Here is a 21,230-nt window from a genome sequence, read left to right as displayed (position 1 = left end):
CGTGAGTACGCCCGACAACCCCCCGCTCCTGCCGACCGCGTCCGGCGGTTGCGGCGACTCCTGCGGCTGCGGCGGTGAGGAGACGTACGAACTCGACACCGCCGAGTGCGGCCTCGACCCCGACCTCGCGCAGCTCCTCGCCGCGGCGGGCCTCGACCCCCTCGAGGTCGAGGACATCGCGAACGTCGCCCTCGCCGAGGACCTCGCCCACGGCGTGGACGTCACGACGGTGGCGACCGTCCCCGAGGACGCCGTCGCGACCGGGGACTTCACGGCCCGTGAGGCCGGCACCGTCGCGGGCCTGCGCGTCGCCGAGGCGGTCCTCTCCGTCATCTGTACGGACGAGTTCGAGGTGGAGCGGCACGTCGAGGACGGCGATCGCGTCGAGGCCGGACAGAAGCTGATCAGCGTCACCAGCCGCACCCGGGACCTGCTCACCGGCGAGCGCAGCGCGCTCAACGTGCTGTGCCGTCTGTCGGGCATCGCGACCGCCACGCGCGCGTGGGCCGACGTTCTCGAAGGTACGGGCGCCAAGGTGCGCGACACCCGCAAGACGACGCCGGGGCTCCGGGCCCTGGAGAAGTTCGCGGTCCGCTGCGGCGGCGGCGTCAACCACCGCATGTCCCTCTCGGACGCGGCGCTCGTCAAGGACAACCACGTGGTCGCGGCGGGCGGCGTGGCAGAGGCGTTCACGCTCGTACGCAAGGCGTTCCCCGAGGTCCCGATCGAGGTCGAGGTCGACACGCTCGCCCAGGTGACCGAGGTCCTGGAGGCCGGCGCCGACCTGATCCTCCTGGACAACTTCACCCCGGAACAGACCGCCGAGGCGGTCGCTCTCGTGAACGGCCGCGCGATCCTCGAGTCCTCCGGCCGCCTCACCCTGGAGAACGCCCGCGCGTACGCGGACACGGGCGTCGACTACCTCGCCGTCGGGGCGCTCACGCACTCCTCCCCGATCCTCGACATCGGCCTCGACCTGCGCGAGGCGAAGTAACCCATGCTGCTCACCATCGACGTCGGCAACACCCACACCGTCCTCGGCCTGTTCGACGCAGAGGAGATCGTCGAGCACTGGCGCATCTCCACCGACGCCCGCCGCACGGCCGACGAACTCGCCGTACTCCTCCAGGGCCTCATGGGCATGCATCCGCTCCTGGGTGACGAGCTGGGCGACGGCATCGAGGGCATCGCGATCTGCTCGACCGTGCCGTCCGTGCTGCACGAGCTGCGCGAGGTGACCCGCCGCTACTACGGCGACGTCCCCGCCGTGCTCGTCGAGCCGGGCATCAAGACGGGCGTACCGATCCTGATGGACAACCCGAAGGAGGTCGGCGCGGACCGCATCATCAACGCGGTCGCCGCCGTCGAGCTCTACGGCGGCCCGGCGATCGTCGTCGACTTCGGTACGGCGACCACCTTCGACGCGGTGTCGGCGCGCGGTGAGTACGCGGGCGGCGTCATCGCCCCGGGCATCGAGATCTCGGTCGAGGCGCTCGGCGTGAAGGGCGCCCAGCTCCGCAAGATCGAGCTGGCGCGCCCGCGCAGCGTGATCGGCAAGAACACCGTCGAGGCCATGCAGTCCGGCATCGTCTACGGCTTCGCGGGCCAGGTCGACGGCGTCACGCAGCGCATGGCGCGGGAGCTCGTGGGCCCCGACGGCGACCCGGACGACGTGACCGTCATCGCCACCGGCGGCCTCGCCCCGATGGTGCTCGGCGAGTCCTCGGAGATCGACGAGCACGAGCCGTGGCTGACGCTGATCGGCCTGCGGCTGGTGTACGAGCGCAACGTCGCCCGGATGTGACGGCCCCGCCCGGGTGTGAGCGCCGGGCGCCGTCCGCCGCGCCGTCGTAGATCAATTAAACCGATTTTGTCCGTTTGGTGCGTATTGTCACTGCATGCCCACGCCATACGGATCCCGTGGCGGCATGGCGTTCGGCGCGGACGAGCTGCGTGTGCTCCGACGCGCCCTCGCCAACGCCCTCCATCCCGCGTCACTTTCCGACGAAGACGTCCAGGACTGCCTGCGCCTCGCCGGCTCCCTGGACGAGGCGGTCCGCGAGGCGGACCGGCTGCGCGCGTTCCTCCTCGCCGACCTCGCCCGCTACCGCGACGCGCTCCCCGCGGCCGCCGGCGGCTACCTGGGGCTGCTCCAGGACGCCCTGGCCACCGGCTACCAGCCGGTCCCGGACGACCTCGTGGCGCTGCGCGGCCTGCGCGGCACACCGGTCGGCGCGGCGCTCCTCGACCGCTGCCGGGCCATCGCGGAACAGTCCGTACGCGCCCGCCTGGCCGGCCGCTGCGCCGCCCCCCTTCCGCGCACCCGCCTGCTGGCCATCGCGGGCGGCCGCGCCCCTGCCGCCGACGAACCGCCGAAGCCCAAGAAGCCGGCACCCTCGCGCGATCCCTTGGAGCGCCCTATGCGCCCCATGCCGAAGCCTTCCGAGGTCTTCCCGCCCCGCAGGCGCCCGGTGCCCCCGCGGGAGCAGAGGGCGGCGGGGTAGCTACTCTGGACGGCATGGACTACGTTTCCGCGCTCCTGCCCCCCGTGGTGATGGCCGCGTTCTTCATCGCCCTGGTCACGACGATCGTCAAGTCGCAGGGTGGTTCCAACAAGGCCAAGGAAGACGCGGCCGTGGACGCCACGCTCGCCCGCGCCGAGTCCGCCCGCCAGGCGGGTGCGCCGAAGACCGGCGATGCCTGACCCCGTACTTCCCCAAGTGCTTCACGGGGCGCTTCACGAGGGCGTACGGCTCATCCCGAGCCGTACGCCCTTTTCGCTGCGCAAATAACCAGCCATTACCGATATCTCCCACTATGGTGGCGCTGTGCCTCGCCAATTGGGAGAGCTGGAAGACGCCGTCATGACGCGCGTGTGGCAGTGGAACCGACCGGTCACCGTCAGGGAAGTCCTGGAAGACCTTCAGAAGGAACGGTCCATCGCCTACACCACGGTCATGACCGTAATGGACAATCTCCATCAGAAGGGCTGGGTCCGCAGGGAAGTCGAGGGCCGCGCCTATCGATATACGGCTGTCTCCACCCGCGCCGCCTACTCGGCCGCACTGATGAACGAAGCCTGGTCGACGAGCGACAACCCCGCGGCGGCTCTTGTCGCGTTCTTCGGCATGATGTCGGCGGAGCAGCGCGAGGCCCTCGAGAACGCGATGCGCGTGGTTCAGCGCGCCGATCCAACGGCAGTACCCGCAACAGAACCCGCAGCAGAACCTGCCGCCGGTCCCGCAGAGGGCGCCGAGGGTCCCGAGGGCCCGGGGCGATAGCGTCGAGGTATGCCGTCAGAGCAAAAAGCCATCACCGTCCGGCGGGCGAGGACCAGTGATGTGCCATCGGTACGCAGTCTCGTCGACACGTACGCGCAGAAGCGGATCCTGCTCGACAAAGCGAACGTGACGCTTTACGAGGACATCCAGGAGTTCTGGGTCGCCGAACGCGACGAGGATGCCACCGTGGTCGGCTGCGGCGCGCTGCACGTGATGTGGGAAGACCTCGCCGAAGTGCGAACTCTCGCCGTGGACCCGTCCTTCAAGGGCTCCGGAGTGGGACATCAAGTACTGGACAAGCTGCTCCAGACCGCACGCTGGCTCGGTGTGCGCAAGGTTTTCTGCCTCACCTTCGAAGTCGAGTTCTTCATGAAGCACGGTTTCGTGGAGATCGGAGAGGCGCCGGTCGACGGAGACGTCTACAGCGAGCTGCTGCGTTCCTATGACGAGGGCGTAGCGGAGTTCCTGGGTCTCGAACGAGTGAAGCCGAACACCTTGGGCAACAGCCGGATGCTTCTGCACCTGTGATCGTCGGAAGCCACCAGAGCCCTATGTCCGAAACGCGCACGTTTCCCGTCTTCTTGAGGTACTGAACCTCCACCGGGGGTTTGTGTTTTCCAGGGAAAAGCGGTTTCCTTTCCGCGTACTGCATTTTCGATGAAAGGAAATCCGGTGGCACAGAAGGTTCAGGTCCTTCTTGTCGATGACCTCGACGGTGGCGAGGCGGACGAGACCGTGACGTTCGCTCTGGATGGCAAGACCTACGAGATCGACCTCACCACCGCGAACGCGGACAAGCTCCGCGGTCTGCTCGACCCGTACGCCAAGAGCGGTCGGCGCACCGGTGGCCGTGCGGCTTCCGGCCGCGGCAAGGCGCGCGCGGCTGCGGGCGGCAACCAGAACACCGCCGAGATCCGTAAGTGGGCCAAGGCGAACGGTTACAACGTGAATGACCGCGGCCGCGTCCCGGCCGACATCCGTGAGGCCTACGAGAAGGCCAACGGCTGAGCATTCGCGTGAGTGGAATTCGCACGCAACAAGTGGGCCCGGTGGCATTCCGTCGCCGCCGTGCTCACGAGTCGTACGAGATCGGGTGTTTCCCCACGGCACCCGAGTCCGGCGAAGGCCGGAAGAGTCGGTTCCACCTCGTGCCGCGGCTCGGGGGGCCGCAGCCAGATGGCGGCCCCCTGCGCGCCGGCCCATCCGGGCGGTGAAGGCGCGGTCATCCTCCCGCCCGCGCCCACCGCGCGCAGGTCGAGGGCCACGCCGCCCCACTCCAGCCAGTCGAGCAGCCCGGGCAGTTCCTCGGCGCTCCCCGCGGCCACCAGCAGCCGCATCCGCCGCCCCGTGAGGGCGACGGGACACGTGAGACCCGCGTGACGCCGCAGTACAGCGAAACCCGCGTCCGCAGGAAGCTCCAGCACGTCGAAGCGAAGTCCGGTCAGTAGCCGCACCGGCCGGCCTTCGGCGCTCGACGCGGTGGCCCAGCCGAGTTCGTGCTCGTACCACTGCGCGATACGGTCCGCGGGCGACTGGGACAGCGGCATGCGCGGGAGCGGAACCGTGGGACGGGTGGGCGTCATGTCCGGACCAACTCCGGAAACGCCCCGGGGTTACGCTGCGTCCGCTCGCGACTGCGCTCTGTTGATGCAGTGGGGGCGTGCGGAGGCATTCGGCGGCGCAAGGATGTTCGCCCGTAGCTGAGGGAACCGGTGCGCGCCGCATGGAGTGTCAGTGCCTACGGGTAAGACATTCCTAGTGGGAAAGGGCCGACACGCCTGCCGGACTGTCTCACGTTCGCCATCGGCGTAGTGGATGAACGGGTATCTGCTTGGCCTGCGGGAACATCGTCTCCCACCATCAGGTTGGAGCAGGTGTCGGCTGTTCGGGGCAGGAGGCCAAGGACGGGTGTCGGCAGTTGGAATGAGCTGTCCTGCCCAGCGGGACTAGCATGCGGAAGGACAGGGAGGGGACCGACCCCTAACTGCCTGACCGCTCTGAGGAGCGATTAACGATGTTCGAGAGGTTCACCGACCGCGCGCGGCGGGTTGTCGTCCTGGCTCAGGAAGAAGCCCGGATGCTCAACCACAACTACATCGGCACCGAGCACATCCTCCTGGGCCTTATCCACGAGGGTGAGGGTGTCGCCGCTAAGGCCCTGGAGAGCCTCGGGATTTCGCTCGAGGCGGTCCGCCAGCAGGTGGAGGAGATCATCGGTCAGGGCCAGCAGGCCCCGTCCGGTCACATTCCCTTCACCCCCCGTGCCAAGAAGGTCCTGGAGCTTTCGCTCCGCGAGGCCCTCCAGCTCGGCCACAACTACATCGGTACAGAGCACATCCTGCTCGGCCTGATCCGCGAGGGCGAGGGTGTCGCCGCCCAGGTCCTCGTGAAGCTGGGCGCCGATCTGAACCGGGTGCGGCAGCAGGTCATCCAGCTGCTCTCCGGTTACCAGGGCAAGGAGACCGCCGCTGCCGGCGGCCCGGCCGAGGGCACGCCCTCGACCTCCCTCGTGCTGGACCAGTTCGGCCGCAACCTGACGCAGGCTGCCCGCGAATCCAAGCTCGACCCGGTCATCGGGCGCGAGAAGGAGATCGAGCGGGTCATGCAGGTGCTGTCCCGTCGCACCAAGAACAACCCGGTCCTCATCGGCGAGCCCGGCGTCGGCAAGACGGCGGTCGTCGAGGGCCTGGCGCAGGCCATCGTCAAGGGCGAGGTGCCCGAGACCCTCAAGGACAAGCACCTCTACACCCTCGACCTCGGCGCGCTCGTCGCCGGTTCCCGCTACCGCGGTGACTTCGAGGAGCGCCTGAAGAAGGTCCTGAAGGAGATCCGCACCCGCGGCGACATCATCCTGTTCATCGACGAGCTCCACACCCTGGTGGGTGCGGGCGCCGCCGAAGGCGCGATCGATGCGGCTTCGATCCTGAAGCCGATGCTGGCCCGTGGCGAGCTCCAGACCATCGGTGCGACGACGCTCGACGAGTACCGCAAGCACCTCGAGAAGGACGCGGCCCTCGAGCGCCGCTTCCAGCCGATCCAGGTGGCGGAGCCTTCCCTCCCCCACACGATCGAGATCCTCAAGGGCCTGCGCGACCGTTACGAGGCGCACCACCGCGTGTCCATCACGGACTCGGCGCTGGTCGCGGCGGCCACCCTGGCCGACCGCTACATCTCGGACCGCTTCCTGCCGGACAAGGCGATCGACCTGATCGACGAGGCCGGCTCCCGGATGCGCATCCGCCGGATGACCGCACCGCCGGACCTCCGTGAGTTCGACGAGAAGATCGCGGGCGTCCGTCGCGACAAGGAGTCGGCCATCGACTCCCAGGACTTCGAGAAGGCGGCCTCTCTCCGCGACAAGGAGAAGCAGCTCCTCGCGGCCAAGACCAAGCGCGAGAAGGAGTGGAAGGCCGGCGACATGGACGTCGTCGCCGAGGTGGACGAGGAACTGATCGCGGAGGTCCTGGCCACGGCCACGGGCATCCCGGTCTTCAAGCTCACCGAGGAAGAGTCTTCCCGCCTGCTGCGCATGGAGGACGAGCTCCACAAGCGCGTCATCGGCCAGAAGGACGCCATCAAGGCCCTCTCGCAGGCGATCCGCCGTACGCGAGCCGGTCTGAAGGACCCGAAGCGCCCCGGTGGCTCGTTCATCTTCGCCGGCCCGTCCGGTGTCGGTAAGACCGAGCTTTCCAAGACGCTCGCCGAATTCCTCTTCGGCGACGAGGACGCACTGATCTCCCTCGACATGTCGGAGTTCAGTGAGAAGCACACGGTTTCCCGTCTCTTCGGTTCTCCCCCCGGTTACGTGGGATACGAAGAGGGCGGACAGCTCACCGAGAAGGTGCGCCGTAAGCCGTTCTCCGTCGTTCTCTTCGACGAGGTCGAGAAGGCCCACCCCGATATCTTCAATTCCCTGCTCCAGATTCTGGAAGACGGTCGCCTGACCGACTCCCAGGGCCGGGTCGTGGACTTCAAGAACACGGTCATCATCATGACGACCAACCTCGGGACCCGGGACATCTCCAAGGGCTTCAACCTGGGCTTCGCCGCCCAGGGCGACGTCAAGACCGGTTACGAGCGGATGAAGAACAAGGTCAACGAAGAGCTGAAGCAGCACTTCCGCCCCGAGTTCCTCAACCGTGTCGACGACACGGTCGTCTTCCACCAGCTCACCGAGGAAGACATCATCCAGATCGTCGACCTCATGCTGGCCAAGGTCGACGAGCGCCTGAAGGACCGCGACATGGGCATCGAGCTGAGCTCGGAAGCCAAGTCGCTGCTCGCGAAGAAGGGCTACGACCCGGTCATGGGCGCCCGGCCGCTGCGCCGGACGATCCAGCGGGAGATCGAGGACATCCTGTCCGAGAAGATCCTCTTCGGCGAGCTGCGTCCCGGCCACATCGTGGTCGTCGACGTCGAGGAGGAGGGTGACACGAAGAAGTTCACCTTCCGCGGCGAGGAGAAGTCGGCCCTGCCCGACGTCCCCCCGATCGAGCAGGCAACGGGCGGCAGCACCGGCCCGAACATGTCGAAGGACGCGTAACAGCGCTCTGAGCGCCTGAAGCGCCTGAAGGGGTGGCCCCGGAACCATGAGGTTTCCGGGGCCACCCCTTTACGCATGGCCGCCTCAGCAGAGGGCCGGCTTGCGCCAGGAGCACTCAAGGGTGTTGTCGGCGGCCGGAGTGGCGGCGCGCCGGCTCGTCGGCCGTACGAGGACGGTGTCGCTCTCGGACGAGGACGCGAGGGTCGTCACGATCGCGTCCTCGATGCTCTTCACCGACGCTGCCAGGTGGTTGTTGAGGACGATGCTGAAGACCAGCTCGCGCCCTCCCGCGTCCGTGACGTACCCGGAAAGGCCGGAGGCGCCCGTCAGGGTGCCGGTCTTGGCACGGGCGTTCAGGGCGGCGGGGGTCTTGCACATGCGGGTGCGGAGGGTGCCGCCGACCGTGCGGTCCGGGGCGCAGGCGACGGGGAGGGACTGCTGCCAGTCGGCGTACCAGGGCGCGGTGCGTACGGCCAGGAGGAGCTTGGCGAACTGGGCGGCAGGGATGTTGTTCATGCGGGAGAGGCCGGAGCCGTCGACCTGGCGGAGGGTGGCCGTGTTCACGCCCTCCTTCTTGAGATACGCGGAGATGCCGGCGAGGCCGGCGCTCCAGGTGCCGTTGCCTGTCGTCTCGTAGCCGATGGTCTTGGTGAGGGCCTCGGCGTGCATGTTGTTGGACAGCTTCATGAAGGGGTGCATCAGCTCCTTGAGGGGCATGGAGGTGTGGGTGGCGAGGGGCTTGGCGTCCTTGGGGGTGGGGCGGCTCAGGCGGGTGGGGCCTGCGACGCGTACGCCGTGGGCGGTCAGCGCGTCGGCGAAGACGGCGGCGGCGTAGCCGGTCGGCTCCCAGACGGTGACCCACTCCTTGGTGGCGTTCGCGCCGACGGCGATGTCGCCGGTGACGGTGATCGTGTTCGAGCCGTGCCGGCGTTCGACGGTAAGGGTGTTGGGCCGGCCGGCGGGGACGGTCGTGGCGCGGATGTCGAGGTCGACGTAGTCGGTTGACGGGGTGAGGGTGAGCGCGGGAGTGTCGCCCGCTTCGGCGCCGGGGGCGATGGTGACGATGACCGTGCCGGAGTCGTAGTCGGTGTCCGGGGCGACGGTGAGCGCCGAGATCTGAGCGGAGTAGTACGACGACTCGTCGTCGGCGGCCCAGGAGCGGCCGAGGCGCTGGGTGTCGAAGCGGGTGTCGTCGGCGATCAGGCGGCCGGTGACGCGCTTGATGCCGGATTCGGCGACCTGGGCGGCGAGTTCGTCGTAGTCCTTGGCGAGGGTGGTGGGGTCGCCGGTGCCGCGCAGGTAGAGGTCGCCGCGCAGTACGGAGCCTTGGCGGCTGCCGGTGGAGAGGGCGTCCGTTCGGTAGCGGTAGTCGGGGCCGAGGAGGCCCATGGCTGCGACGGAGGTGGGCAGCTTGGTGTTGGAAGCGGGCATGAGACGGTCGGTGCTGTCGCGCTGGTAGAGCGTTTCGCCAGTGGTGGCGTCGGCCACGACGACGCTCGCGGCGCCGCCGTCGAGGCGGGCGTCGGTGAGGATCGTGTCGATAGCGCCCTTGAGGCCGGTGTCGGAGGGGCCGGCGACGGTGGCTGAGGGAGAACTCCAGGTGAGGGCGAGGGCGCAGACGAGGGCGATCGCCAGGGGCCAGGTCCAGGTCCAGGGGCGGGGGTGGGCGTGGGGGTGGTGGCTGTGGTGGCTGTGGGGGTGGGTGTTGCGGGTGCTGGGGGTGCGGTGTGTAGGGAGCGTGCGGCGCAAGGCGCGGGTCACGGGTCTACTCATGGCACAGGAGCATCCCGGACGCCGGCGGCGGGGGGAAGGACGCGCGGCGGCGCGGTGGGGCGGGGCTTCGGCGGGCCCGTGGCGTTGGTTGCGTCTGGTGTGGGGGCCGCCTTTGGTGAGGGTGGCGTCGGAGGCCCGCCCCTCAAGGGCGCTCCTGCGTCGCGTCGCCTACGGCGATTGCGCTCCGCTCCACCCTTGACCGCCGAACCTCCGCCGCAATGCTTAAGGGGGGCGGCCCCCGGGGGGAGCCCACGGGGAAGGCTCGGGGAGTGGCTGGGCTGTCGTCGCCGGGCGGCGGGCGTGTGGATGGGGCGCACGAGCTTTAGGGGGTGGCTCGGCCCCTGGCTCAGCGGGTGCGGGAACGGCCGTTGGTGCACCATCCCCAAACTCGACGTACACGCGCACCCAGGCCGGTGGAGGGTCGCCCGTCCGAGCCGACCAGCGGGTTCATGGATGTGCGGGTGGGACGCGACAGTTGAATGGGGCGACTCGGGCGGGTGTGGCGTCCGCCCCGGCCGTTGGTCGGCAGGGCCACAAGCAGGTTGCTGGGCTTGGTGGGTGGAGGGGCGTCCAGGGGTGTGGTTCTGCCGATGGCTGCGGCGCGTCTGCGACCAACAGGCCGCCCCGTCAGCGACAACCAACCCCGGCAAGCCCGGGCGGCCTTCCGGCCCGCCGTCCCACCCACGCCAGTCACGCCGCTCATGACAGCCGCACCATCCGATCGGTTCGCCCGGTCCGTGGGGCCGTTGTGGGTCGAAACGCTCCCGTGACGGCTGGAAGCGATCCGGCTGGGTCGCGTGTGATTCGAGGGGCGGTGGGGCTCGTCATGTGTTGGTTTCGTTGCATCCAACAGCCCCGAGGGGGCTGTTGGAGCGACCGGATCCTACGGAAGGCGACAGCCGGGCCGCTGCCTCGGCCGCGACTGGGGCGGAAAGAACGTTCGGCCGACACGCCGTCACACCAAGCTCACCAGTCACACTCGCCGAGCTGACCGCCCCAACAGCAGCCCGGTTCGACTCCACCGCGCCTGCGCGTGGGTCGAAACGCTCCCATGACGGCTGGAAGCGATACGGCTGTGACGAGTGGGGTCGGAGAGGCGTTGAAAGTCGTCAAGTGTTGAGTTCGTCGCGAAACAGCAGGCGTTCTCTCGTCGCCGGTCGGGTTCGGTCCGTCCCACAACATCGTCCGGGGGCAGCGGCTCCGCACAACACCGTGGAACGGTGCATCATCGTGTTGCGCGCATGTCTAGCCGTTCAGTCGCTCCCGAAGTTCCTCGACATCGGCGAGGAACCACGTCTGTTTCCCGCGGTTGCATTCACGGATGAAGTCCCGCAGTGCCAAACTAGCCGTCGTGTGGCGGGAGATGTCACCGACAACGACTAGCCCGACGCGGTAGTTGACGAACTTCTGGATGACATCGCCGGCGACGCGAGTGCTGAGCTTGAAGAACGCCTCGTCGAACCGGCCGGCGGGGATCACCACCCACTGGGCACCCTGGTAGCCGGCATCGCCTATGAGATCCAGGGCGTCGCGTTCGCAGCTGATGGCCTCGCCTTCAAATGAGCACATCAGGACGGGCACGTCATGGATCGTCTCCAGAGTGGTCATGGAGCCCGAGGTTAATTCCAGATGAGGTCGGAGTCGACGCAATTCTCTGGGCAGGCCGGACACCCCATCGGTTGGGATGCCCACCGGCCGGGAGATCCCACCCCGGTCCAATCGTCGACAGGACTACTCGCTCCTGGGCGCCCTTCCACCCACCAAGCCCAGCCCCCTGCTTGTAGCCCAGCCGACCACCGCCCGGGGTGGACGCCGAACCGGCCCGAGTCACCCCATTCAACTGTCGCACCCTACCCGAGCAGACATCAGTCCGCAGGTCGGCCCGGACGGCCGACCGCCCACCCCACCTGGGTGTTCGTGTGCGTCGGAATGGGGATGATGTACCAACGGCCGTTCCCGCACCCGCTGAGACTGGGGCCGAGCCGCCCCTTGACCGACCGCGCCCCACCCACCAGCCCGCAAGCCACCGAGCCGACCCGCGCCCGTATCCCAGTTGTCGTGCAGGGCGTTTTTTCTTGGGCCGGCCCACCGACACTCGAGCGCTCGGGACGGCCCGAAACCCCCAGACGCAACCAGTGGTTCAGTCGTTCAAACACCCCTGCCAAGTGGTCCGGGTGGTCAGGATGGAGCGGCGTACCCGTGGTGTACCTGGACGGTCTCGGGGAGGTGTTTCAGGCCGTGCACCATGTGGCCTCCGCTGGAGAACATGACGTTCTGGAGCAGCGGCAGCGCTGCCAGCCTCGTGACGTCGAGTTCTTGCCGGGGCAGACCGAGGACCAGTCTCTTGAGGTTCGGGAACAGCTCCGCACCTCGCTCTACCGTGGCCGTGGAGATTTCGCCGTCGAGCGTCAGGCGTTCGACGGACGGAAAAGTCAGCGAGCGGGGGGCCTCGAAGAGGGAGTCTCCAGTGGTTTCCAAGTCGACCAGCGACCCCAGGTGGCCGATGCCCGTCCAGTCGTCCGCGTCCCGGGGAGCGCTTTCCTCCCCCAGGTAGAGCACCGCCAACTTGCTGTATCTGCGCAGCTGGTGAAGGCCGTCTGTCGGCATGGTCGTCCCGATTACGTCGAGGTAGGTCAGCGGCGACTGCGCGGGGAGGTCGGTCATGGACCAGATCGTCTCGGCTCCACTCAGGTCCAGGATCCTCAGGTCTCGCAGACCCGCCAGAGCGCCTATGTCGGTCCCACGGTTCAGGGTCAGGTCCAGCCGGACTCCGCGCAGTGGCAGCTCCTCCACCCCCGTCAGATCGACCAGCTCGGGGCAGCCTTCGACGGACAGGTCGACAAGCCCCTCCTGGCCGCTGTCGCGCAGGAACGACATGTTCCGCAGCGACGAGTTCCCGCGGATGCTCAGGTGCGTGAGCGTCGCGGCCTCGGCGGCGTACGCCCGTAGCGCCTCCACCGACAGGTCTCCCCTCGCGTCCAGCCTCGGCCGCGTGCCCAGCGCGCGCAGGGCCGCCAGTTCGTCGTCCGTGGTGGCCGTGAAGTACAGGCCGGACGGGTCGATGCGGGCTATGACCTCATCGGCGTACGGTCCGGTCTCGAACCTGCCCCACGACCAGACGAGCTGCGCCCTGACCTGTCGGCCTTCGTGCTCGCAGAACCGCGCGAGGTACGGGATCGCCCGGTCCGACGCCACATGGGAAGCCGCGACGACCACTCGCTCGGCGGTCTCGGCGTCCAGGCCCTCCGGGCCCGGCAGCAGGTCGAGGATCATGGGGCCCACCGCCGCGAGTTTGCGGGCCGCCTCGGCGCTGCGCGGCGGGATGAGGGCCGCTGTGCGCTTCTCGACCTCCTCGCGTACGGCGGGGGAGAGTTCGGCGGCATGTTCGAGGCAGGCCGCCGCCAGGAGGTGGACGCGGGTCCGGACGGCGGGGTCGGCGTGCTGGTCGCCGTACGAGAGGAGGTCCGCGAAGAACTCCGCTCGCTCGCGCGGGCGCGCGTGGGCGACCGACATGCGGATGACGTCCTCCCACTGATCGTCCGCCGCGTGCCCGACCAGGACGCCGAAGTCGCCCTCGTCGACGGCGGCACGTGCGCCGAGGAAGTCCTGGAAGGTGCGGTGGATGAAGTCGACCGTTCCCGGAGCGGGTTGCCGGAGCAGGCCGCTGCGGTGCAGGAAGTGGTCGAAGACCGCCTTTGCGTCGCCGAGCGCGGACATCTCCGGGACGGCGGGGAGACTGTCCGCGATGATGCTCTCCGCGCGCGAACGGTCCATCACCGTACGGCCGTTACGGATCAGCCAGTACGCCAGCCGCTGGAGCAGCTGGACCTGCGGTTCCTCGCGCAGTTCGGGTACGCCGTCCATGCGGCGCTCGCGGTCGCGGCGTACCAGCAGCATGGAGAGAGCCGCGGCGTAGAGGTCCTTGCGGCCGAGGGGGAGGAAGCCGCGGCGGTCGCGGTGCAGGGCGCAGATCAGGCCGCACATCAGGGGGTTGGTGGCCAGTCGGCCCAGGTCGGCTTTCGCGCGTACCGCTGCCAGCAGTTGGCGTTCGTACGCGGCCAGAGCCGTGTCCTCGTCCTCCGGGCCGGTACGGGCCGCCGCGTGCCAGCGCCTGATGAACGCCGCCACGTCGGCCGGGCTCATCGAGGAGAGCGTCAGCTCGGTGAAGTGCTCGTCGGCCAGCCAGTTCTCCCGTACGGCTGAGGGGCGGGAGGTGACCAGCCAGCGGTTGCCCGGAAAGGCGTCGATCAGGTCGCTCAGCCAGGCGCGGGTGCGGGCGCGCTCGTTGTCCGGGATCTCGTCGATGCCGTCGACGAGCACCAGGCCGCGGCCGGCCGCCAGTACGCGGACCTCCCAGCCGGCCGCCTGTTCCCCGGCCAGCGGGAAGCCGACCGCCGTCAGGAAGTCCTTTGGGGCCGGGAGGCGCTCGCCGTGGCGGGTGAGGGAGCGCAGCGGGAGGACAAAGGGGATGCGGTCGTGGAGGTAGGCCATACGGTCGTCCAGGTCCAGGTCCAGGTCCAGGTCCAGGTCCTGGTCCTGGTCCAGGTCCTGGTTCAGTCCCTGGCTCTGACGGGCGGCCGAGACGGCCAGCCACTGGACGAGTGTCGTCTTTCCGGAGCCCGCTTCACCGCGCAGCAGCACGCGCTCGTGGCCGGCGAGGGCCTGATCGGCGGGACGGGGTTCGAAGGCGGCTGGGGAGAGGAGGTCCGTGTAGCCCTGCGAGGCGTTCTTGTTGTAGATGCGGTCACGGTCGAGCCTGGCAGCGACGAACTGCGAGTGGTCCTGGTATCTGTCTGCGGAGTCCCTGACCAGTTGGAGCAGCTCGTCTTCGGAGAGCGGCCCGCTCCCAGGAGGCGCGGAGGCTGCGGAGACTGCGGGGTCGGTGGATTCGGTGGAGTCTGCGGAGGCGCGGGGCGCCGGCGGCCGGGCCTCCAGGCTCAGATACGCCGCGTCCAGCGGCCACTTTCCCGGGGAATCGCTCAGATCGATGCCGAAGATCGTCAGCTTGCTGTGCTTCTTCGCCACATGTGCCAGATAGCGCCGCTCGAACGCCACGTCCTCCGCTCCCGGCAGCGGGTTGCGGGAGATGAGCGCGTCCACCTTCGCGATCAGCTCGCCCTGGCGGCGGCTCTGCGCGACCAGGGTCGCCGCGACGAAGGTCGAGCGCTGGGTGAAGAAGTGGAGGATGTGCAGGCAGGTGGCGTCGAGCAGGCGCTCGTAGAAGTACGTCGCGTCGGCCGAAAGGTGGCGCTCGGGGCGCTCCGGGCGCCCGGGGTGCTCGGGACTCCTGGGACTCCCTGGACTCCCGCCACGCCCGGTCCCGCCGCTCGCGCCGCGCAGTCGGCGGGCCAGGGCGGTGTGGCCGAGTTCCACGGCCTCCACATCGCTGAGGGTGAGGTCTCCGAGGGCGTACAGCGTGGTCGTCAGGGCGTCGATGACGGCCTGCTCCTCGTCGGCGGGCAGCGGCCGCTCGCCCGTACGGAGAGCCTGCTTGACCAGCTTGGCGGACAGTCTGCGCAGGTCGGAGTGGGTCAGGGTGCGCTTCTCGCCTCTGAAGGAGACGTAACCGGCCAGGCGGATCGGCCTGTCCACCAGGCCGGCGCCCGGGGCCTGCGCCACGAAGAGCTTCTTCACCAGCGGTCCGGCCACGCTCGATGCGAGGCGCGTACCGATCATTGCGGGATCCATGTGCCGTCCCCCCGGGGGCCTGGTCCTGGGCCTGTGCCGTCCAGTTGATCAGCGTATCGGGGGGTGCGGCGGTGACAAGGCGCACAGGCGTTTTGGCCTCTACGACGCCGAGTAGTGGGCCTGTGGTCCGCCGGGCGAAGGACTTTCGGGCCGTGCGCGGGGGGACCTTCGGCCCAGGGGCGCGGAGGGATGCGATCCCTGCGTGGGTGGCCGGTATGGCGCGGTCTGACATGGGCTTAAACCGGGCTAAGTGGGTTTATTGCTCTTCTTCGGAAGGGTCATGTGGATAGCGTCAAGAGTCGAATAGTTGGTGACGTTAATACGGGCCTTGGTAGTAGATAAGCCGTTTTGGGTGCGGCGGGAGCGCGGGTTACCAATGTGAAGCCAGCCCGGCGGACTGCCGGGTTCATTCACTCCCGGAGGTCCCCCCGTATGACGAAGTTCGACATGTTCTCCCGCGCCCGCACCTCGTCCGTCCGTACCCGTCGCAACGCTGTCGTGGCCGCCGGGCTCGGCGCGTCGATGATGCTGGGCACGGCGGGCGTGGCGTTCGCCGCCGAGGGGACGGCGGCCTCGGCCGTCGAGAAGCAGGCCCAGGTTCAGGCCAAGGCCGCCGACAGCGCGAAGAAGGCCGCTGCCGACGCCAAGAAGGCCGCCGACGTGAAGAAGGCCGCCGCCAAGGCCAAGGCGGCCGAGGCGAAGAAGGCGAAGGCCAAGAAGGCCTCGTCCTGGAACAAGCCCGTCGAGCGCTACTCGCTCAGCGCGACGTACGGCAAGGGCGGCGGCATGTGGGCCAGCAAGCACTCCGGTCAGGACTTCGCGGTGCCCGTCGGCACCCCGGTCGACGCCGTGCACGGCGGCACCGTCGTGAAGTCGGGCCCGAACGGTGCCGGCGACGGTCCGGCGTACGGCAACGCGATCGTGGTCAAGCACGACAACAACACGTACTCGCAGTACGCGCACCTGTCGAAGGTCAACGTGTCCCCCGGCCAGAAGGTGAAGACGGGCGAGCGCATAGGCCTCTCCGGCAACACCGGAAACTCCAGTGGCCCGCACCTGCACTTCGAGATCCGTACGACGCCGAACTACGGCACCGCGATCAACCCGGTGTCCTTCCTCCGTGCGGAGGGCCTCAGCATCTGATCGGCGTCAGTGCCTGATCCCCTCGATGGCGACCCCGAGAACTGCCTTGCGCTTCTCCTCGGGGTCGCCTTCGGCGTCTGCCGCTCAAGGCGCAAGGCGCGCGGCCTCGACATGGAGAAGGACTGGGCCTGCCAGGGCCTGGCCTGCTGCTGATGTCCGCTAGGCCCGTGACCCGACGTCCGGGAGCTGGATGACCGGGAAGCTGCCGGTGGTCGTCGGGGCGTGTTCCGGCAGCCACAGCACCGCGATCGCACCGCCCTCCTGATGCGCGTTGCGGAAGGTGAGGCGCGCGCCGAGGACGCGGGCCTGGCCGGCCGCGATCGTCAGGCCCAGGCCGTGGCCGCGCCCCGCCCGGTCGCTGCTCCCCGTACGGAACCGGCTCGGCCCCTCCTTGAGCAGCGCCTCGGGGAACCCGGGCCCGTGGTCACGGACGCGTACGACCCGGCCTTCGACCGTGACCTCGAAGGGCGCCTTGCCGTGCTTGGCGGCGTTGCCCAGGAGGTTGCCGAGGATGCGCTCCAGGCGGCGAGGGTCGGTGTTCACCCACGACTCGTGCACCACGCGGACCACCGCGTCCGGGTCGAGGAGCGTGACCCGGCGGCTGACGAACTCGCCGAGCGCGATCTCCTGCAGCTCGGCCCGTTCCGCCGCGCTGTCGAGCCGCGCCACCTCCAGTACGTCCTCGACGAGTGTCCGCATCGCCTGGGCCCGGTCGCGTACGAGCTCGGTGGGGCGGCCGGGCGGCAGCAGCTCGGCCGCCGTGAGCAGGCCGGTGACCGGCGTGCGCAGCTCGTGGGCGATGTCCGCCGTCACACGCCGCTCCGCTTCGAGCCGCTCCTGCAGGGCGTCCGTCATCGCGTCGACGGCGCGCGCGAGCTCGTCCGTCTCGTCACGTACGACGCCGCCGACGGCGTCCCTTACGCGCACTTCCGTATTGCCCTGCGCGACCTTGCCCGCCGCGGCGGCCGCCTTGCGCAGGCGGCGCGAGAGCTGGCCGCCGATCAGCACGCCGAGCGCGCAGCCGCCGAAGACGACCGAGACCGAGCCGATGACCAGGGCGCGGTCGACCTCGTCCATGATGGCGGCGCTGCGGTCGGTGAACCGGGTGTGCAGCGAAAGCACGTCGCCGTTGCCGAGCGGGGCGGCGGCCCATACGTCGGGCACACCGTTGTGGCGCTCCGAGACGTAGGTGGCCCGGCGGCCGTTCGCCATGCTCGCCTTGAGCTCCTCGGGCAGGGCCGGATCGTTGATCTTGGTGCCGAACCTGGGCTCGCGGGAGGACTCGTACCAGCGCTGCGCGAACTGCAGGCGCTCGATCTGTACGTCGCGGGCGTTGTCGAGCATCGAGACGCGGGCGGCGTTGTGCACGACGAGGCTGAGGGCGACGGCGATGAGTGCGCCGACGGCGGCGATGGCGATGCTGATCTTCCAGCGGACGCCGGTACGCAGGGCTAGGCGCATGATGCGGGGGCCCCGATCTGTGGGCAGGCATGGGCGCAGGCGCGGGCGCTGGTGAGGGCACGGTCAGAGGCGCAGGCACCTGCGCGGGTCGGAACGCGGACGTGGACGCGGGCGCCGCCCCGCGCCCCCTCCCGCCGTACGGGCGTGAACGTCATGCCTTCAACTTGTATCCGAAGCCCCGGACCGTCTCGATCCGGTCTTGGCCGATCTTGGTGCGCAGGCGCTGCACATGGACGTCCACGACCCGCGTGTCCCCGCCCCACCCGTAGTCCCAGACCCGCTCCAGCAGCTTGTCCCGCGACAGCACCGTGCCCGGCGCGGACGAGAACTCCAACAGCAGCCGCATCTCCGTCGGCGTCAGCCCGACCGGTACGCCGCCCCTGCGGACCTCCATGCCCTCGGTGTCGACCTCCAGGTCACCGAAGACGAGCAGCCCGCCGTCCGGCGAACCGCCGTTGTCGTACGTCCCGCCCGCCGGCCCGCCCGCATGGCCGAAGCGGCGCAGCACCGCCCGGATGCGGGCCACGAGCACCGCGCCGTCGAAAGGTTTCGTCACGTAGTCGTCGGCCCCGGCTTCCAGGCCCAGTACGACGTCGATCGAGTCGGCACGCGCCGACAGCATGATCACCGGCACCGTCGACTCGTCCCTGATCCGCCGGCACAGGCTCACGCCGTCCAGTCCGGGCACCATCACATCGAGCAGCGCGATGTCCGGCTGGTCGCTGCGGAAGGCCTCGAGGCCCGAGAGCCCGTCCGGCATGGCGGTGACCACGAAGCCGTCGCGCTCCAGCGCGAGCTGGGTCGCCTCGCGGATGACGTCGTCGTCCTCCACGAACAGGACATGGGTCTCGGCCATCCGCTGCTCTCTGTTCTCTCAGTTGTCCGACGGAGCGGTCGCGGCGGGCTCCGCCCCGTCCACGTCGCCGTCCCCGCCGACCGCGCGGCTGAAGTCGTTGTGCACCTGGTCGTGCACGGTGAACTTGCTTCCGGACCAGCGGTACGTGATCACTTCTTCGCCGGAGGGATACGCCATCGGGTCGTCTTTCCCGTACACCGGCTTCGTCAGCACCAGGTCGCCGCGGTCGATCTCCGCGTAGACCGCGGGGGACTCGGCCGCGAAGACATTCTCGTACGCCTTCCCGTCCTCGCGGTACACATACGTCCCGATGCCCACGGCGTCCCCGCACGTCATCACGTTCACCACGACGTCATTGGCGGGCCCGCCGGTCAGCTTCCCGTACGACGTGTCGACCGGGTACTCGTCCTTCACGCACGGCTTCAGGTCCCGCTTCACCGTTTCGCTGACCTGCGGGTCGTCCTGGATCAGCGCCACCGGGTCCACCCTCTTCGCCGCGGGCGGCGAAGGCGCGCCGCCCGCCGAAGGAGTCGCCCTGGCGACGGGGTCCGTACGCGCCGGTCCCGCGTCGCGCGCGCCCGTCCCCCCGGCGTTGCACGCCACCACGAACAGGCCGACGGCGGCGACGCCGGCCACCGCCGTGCCACCCGCCGCCATGGTGAACCTGCCGCCCCTGCCTAGGCCGCGCAACGCTCCATCCCCCGTTCGTCACCCTGTTCCGCACGCTCCAGGGCGTACGCGTCCAGTTCGCGGCTCTCCAGCTCCTGCCGGAGACGGGCCAGCGCCCGGTGCAGCGTGCTCTTGACCGTACCCGCCGACATGCCGAGCGCCGCCGCCGTCTCCTCGGTGCTCATCTGCTCCCAGTGTCGCAGCACGACTACGCTGCGCTGCTTGGGTGCCAGTACGCCGAGTATGTCCATCAGCAGCGCGCGGTCCGCACGCTGCTCCGTGCCGTCCTCGACGCTCGCGTCCGGCAGCTGCTCGGTCGGGACCTCTTCGAGCTTGCGGGCGCGCCACCACTCGGTCCGCGTGTTGATCATGACACGGCGCAGATAGGCGTCGGCCAGCGACTTGTCCGCTATGCCGTCCCAGCGTCCGTACGTCCGCACCAGCGCGGTCTGGAGAAGGTCCTGGGCGTCCACCGGGTCGGGGACCAGACGCCTGGCGCTCCGCAGCAGAGCGTCCTGCCGAGTGCGTACGTACTCTTCGAATTCGAGCACCTCGCCGTGCGCCATGTCTGAACCGCCTCCGTCCCACTGACAAACAGACCCCGTGACCTGCTTGCTTTACGGCGATGACGCTACGGAGGCGTTGTCACGGCACTGTGCGGGTCAGCCCTCGGCAGACGCACGGCTGTCCATCGGTTGTGTAACGGAGATGTGCTCAGGTGACGGGGAGTCGGTAGACGCCGTTCTCCAGGGGCTCCACGAGCCCGTCGGCGACCAGCCCGTCCAGCGCCCGTGCCCGCTGCACCGGCTCGTGCCACACCGCGTCGAGCGCGGCCTGCGGAACGGGTTCGACCGCTTCCCTGAGTACGGCGAGGAGTTTGCCGCGCACCTGGCGGTCCGTACCGGCGTACGTCTGACCGCGCCGCGGCGGCCCGACGTACGCCGGCTTGCCCGCCAGCCGCCACGCGCACTGCTCCGAGACCGGGCAGGACCCGCAGTCCGGGGACTTGGCCGTGCACACGAGCGCGCCGAGCTCCATCGAGGCGGCGGCCCAGCGCGCCGCCCTCCCCTCCTCGGCGGGGAGGAGGGAGCGGGCGAGCTTGCGCTCGGCGGCGGTGGTGGCGTTCGGCGGGTACTGGATGCCGGTGACCGTACGGGCGAAGACGCGGCGGACGTTCGTGTCGAGGACCGGGTGCCGTTGCCCGTACGCGAAGGAGGCGACGGCCGCGGCCGTGTACTCGCCGATCCCGGGCAGGGACAGCAGCTGGCCGTGGTCGCTCGGTACGTCGCCGTTGTGCCGGTCCCTTATCGCGACGGCCGCGCCGTGCAGCCGCAGCGCGCGGCGCGGGTAGCCGAGCCTGCCCCACGCCCGGACCGCTTCCCCGGGGGCGTCGGCGGCCAGGTCGGCGGGGCGGGGCCAGCGTCGCATCCACTGCTCGTACACCGGGAGCACCCGGCTGACCGGCGTCTGCTGGAGCATGAACTCGCTGACCATCACGGCCCAGGCGCCTGCTTCGGGGCGGCGCCAGGGGAGGTCGCGGGCGTTCGCGTCGAACCAGGCGATGACGGGGGAGTGGAGGGCGGCGGTGGCGGTCGAGTTGATTTCACTTGTCGCAGTCATGGCACCACCGATCCTGACACGTTTCGGCGCACGGCCGGACGAGGCTCGGTGCGGCGGTACGTCGGTGTGGCGGTACGCCGGTACGTACGAGCTCTTCGGGGTCAGGCCCGGCGGCGGCCCGGAATGATGATCGTGAAAAGTTGGGGGCGCAGGCGGCGGGTGGGGCAGGAGTTGGCCGCGATCTCTCGTACAGTTT

General features: G+C 69.4%; 20 protein-coding genes. 11 read left to right on the top strand and 9 right to left on the bottom strand.

Features of this window, described 5'->3' with window-relative positions; genetic code table 11:
• The first annotated feature begins 1 nt into the window (after position 1).
• The 7 genes from nadC (at position 2) to AC1P0E_RS14590 (ending at position 4,289) form a co-directional block, all read left to right on the top strand.
• Complete coding sequence (nadC, locus tag AC1P0E_RS14620) at positions 2–994, top strand: carboxylating nicotinate-nucleotide diphosphorylase (RefSeq protein ID WP_482742595.1); 993 nt, start codon at positions 2–4, stop codon at positions 992–994.
• Between the two features lie 3 nt (positions 995–997).
• The gene (locus AC1P0E_RS14615) at positions 998–1,804 is read left to right on the top strand and encodes a type III pantothenate kinase (RefSeq protein WP_482742594.1); all 807 of its coding nucleotides are present in this window, start codon (positions 998–1,000) and stop codon (positions 1,802–1,804) included.
• A 124-nt stretch (positions 1,805–1,928) separates the two neighbouring features.
• The gene (locus tag AC1P0E_RS14610) at positions 1,929–2,504 is read left to right on the top strand and encodes a hypothetical protein (RefSeq protein ID WP_482745758.1); all 576 of its coding nucleotides are present in this window, start codon (positions 1,929–1,931) and stop codon (positions 2,502–2,504) included.
• Positions 2,505–2,518: 14 nt separating this feature from the next.
• The gene (locus AC1P0E_RS14605) at positions 2,519–2,704 is read left to right on the top strand and encodes a hypothetical protein (RefSeq protein ID WP_482742593.1); all 186 of its coding nucleotides are present in this window, start codon (positions 2,519–2,521) and stop codon (positions 2,702–2,704) included.
• Between the two features lie 124 nt (positions 2,705–2,828).
• Positions 2,829–3,281, top strand: coding sequence for a BlaI/MecI/CopY family transcriptional regulator (locus AC1P0E_RS14600; RefSeq protein WP_482742592.1), 453 nt, complete (start codon positions 2,829–2,831; stop codon positions 3,279–3,281).
• A gap of 9 nt (positions 3,282–3,290) precedes the next feature.
• Complete coding sequence (locus AC1P0E_RS14595; RefSeq protein ID WP_482742591.1) at positions 3,291–3,809, top strand: amino-acid N-acetyltransferase; 519 nt, start codon at positions 3,291–3,293, stop codon at positions 3,807–3,809.
• Between the two features lie 144 nt (positions 3,810–3,953).
• Positions 3,954–4,289: a histone-like nucleoid-structuring protein Lsr2 gene (locus AC1P0E_RS14590; protein WP_274561177.1), complete on the top strand. Its 336-nt coding sequence runs from the start codon at positions 3,954–3,956 to the stop codon at positions 4,287–4,289.
• Here the strand turns inward: AC1P0E_RS14590 and AC1P0E_RS14585 are convergent.
• Entirely contained in the window at positions 4,268–4,864 is a 597-nt protein-coding gene (locus tag AC1P0E_RS14585) for an SCO3374 family protein (protein WP_482742590.1), read from the bottom strand. The genes AC1P0E_RS14590 and AC1P0E_RS14585 overlap by 22 nt on opposite strands.
• A gap of 431 nt (positions 4,865–5,295) precedes the next feature.
• Between AC1P0E_RS14585 and AC1P0E_RS14580 the strand changes: the two genes are divergently transcribed.
• The gene (locus tag AC1P0E_RS14580; protein ID WP_482742589.1) at positions 5,296–7,824 is read left to right on the top strand and encodes an ATP-dependent Clp protease ATP-binding subunit; all 2,529 of its coding nucleotides are present in this window, start codon (positions 5,296–5,298) and stop codon (positions 7,822–7,824) included.
• A gap of 84 nt (positions 7,825–7,908) precedes the next feature.
• Here the strand turns inward: AC1P0E_RS14580 and dacB are convergent, their stop codons facing one another.
• The 3 genes from dacB to AC1P0E_RS14565 all read right to left on the bottom strand — a co-directional run bounded on the left by dacB (position 7,909) and on the right by AC1P0E_RS14565 (position 15,285).
• Complete coding sequence (dacB, locus tag AC1P0E_RS14575) at positions 7,909–9,597, bottom strand: D-alanyl-D-alanine carboxypeptidase/D-alanyl-D-alanine endopeptidase (RefSeq protein ID WP_482742588.1); 1,689 nt, start codon at positions 9,595–9,597, stop codon at positions 7,909–7,911.
• Between the two features lie 1,245 nt (positions 9,598–10,842).
• Complete coding sequence (locus AC1P0E_RS14570; protein WP_482742587.1) at positions 10,843–11,205, bottom strand: DUF4180 domain-containing protein; 363 nt, start codon at positions 11,203–11,205, stop codon at positions 10,843–10,845.
• A gap of 570 nt (positions 11,206–11,775) precedes the next feature.
• Positions 11,776–15,285: an NACHT domain-containing protein gene (locus AC1P0E_RS14565; protein WP_482742586.1), complete on the bottom strand. Its 3,510-nt coding sequence runs from the start codon at positions 15,283–15,285 to the stop codon at positions 11,776–11,778.
• Positions 15,286–15,717: 432 nt separating this feature from the next.
• Here AC1P0E_RS14565 and AC1P0E_RS14560 point away from each other — a divergent pair, with 432 nt between their 5' ends.
• Together AC1P0E_RS14560 and AC1P0E_RS14555 are read left to right on the top strand one after the other, a co-directional pair.
• On the top strand, positions 15,718–16,428 hold the full coding sequence (locus tag AC1P0E_RS14560; RefSeq protein WP_482742585.1) for a M23 family metallopeptidase: 711 nt from the start codon (positions 15,718–15,720) through the stop codon (positions 16,426–16,428).
• A 9-nt stretch (positions 16,429–16,437) separates the two neighbouring features.
• A complete protein-coding gene (locus AC1P0E_RS14555; RefSeq protein WP_482742584.1) occupies positions 16,438–16,581 on the top strand; it encodes a hypothetical protein in 144 nt (47 codons plus the stop codon).
• A 6-nt stretch (positions 16,582–16,587) separates the two neighbouring features.
• Here AC1P0E_RS14555 and cseC read toward each other — a convergent pair whose 3' ends face one another.
• From cseC to AC1P0E_RS14530, 5 genes are all read right to left on the bottom strand, one after another.
• Positions 16,588–17,892 carry a two-component system sensor histidine kinase CseC gene (cseC, locus tag AC1P0E_RS14550; protein ID WP_482745757.1) on the bottom strand — a complete coding sequence of 435 codons (1,305 nt, stop codon included), beginning with the start codon at positions 17,890–17,892 and terminating at the stop codon, positions 16,588–16,590.
• A 148-nt stretch (positions 17,893–18,040) separates the two neighbouring features.
• The gene (gene cseB, locus AC1P0E_RS14545; RefSeq protein ID WP_482742583.1) at positions 18,041–18,745 is read right to left on the bottom strand and encodes a two-component system response regulator CseB; all 705 of its coding nucleotides are present in this window, start codon (positions 18,743–18,745) and stop codon (positions 18,041–18,043) included.
• Between the two features lie 18 nt (positions 18,746–18,763).
• On the bottom strand, positions 18,764–19,402 hold the full coding sequence (locus AC1P0E_RS14540) for a hypothetical protein (protein ID WP_482742582.1): 639 nt from the start codon (positions 19,400–19,402) through the stop codon (positions 18,764–18,766).
• A gap of 20 nt (positions 19,403–19,422) precedes the next feature.
• Positions 19,423–19,980 (bottom strand): SigE family RNA polymerase sigma factor, encoded by a 558-nt coding sequence (locus AC1P0E_RS14535; protein WP_482742581.1) that lies wholly within the window; start codon positions 19,978–19,980, stop codon positions 19,423–19,425.
• Between the two features lie 148 nt (positions 19,981–20,128).
• Positions 20,129–21,034 carry an HhH-GPD family protein gene (locus AC1P0E_RS14530; protein WP_482742580.1) on the bottom strand — a complete coding sequence of 302 codons (906 nt, stop codon included), beginning with the start codon at positions 21,032–21,034 and terminating at the stop codon, positions 20,129–20,131.
• On the opposite strand from AC1P0E_RS14530, the gene AC1P0E_RS14525 reads away from it, so the two are divergent.
• Positions 21,033–21,161 (top strand): hypothetical protein, encoded by a 129-nt coding sequence (locus AC1P0E_RS14525; RefSeq protein ID WP_482742579.1) that lies wholly within the window; start codon positions 21,033–21,035, stop codon positions 21,159–21,161. The two genes, AC1P0E_RS14530 and AC1P0E_RS14525, sit on opposite strands and share 2 nt — an antisense overlap.
• The last annotated feature ends 69 nt before the right edge of the window (positions 21,162–21,230 follow it).

Source organism: Streptomyces sp. TRD_SC_5 (assembly GCF_056836825.1).
Note: the sequence above shows the minus strand (reverse complement) of the source record. Positions and strands in the feature narration are given on the sequence as shown.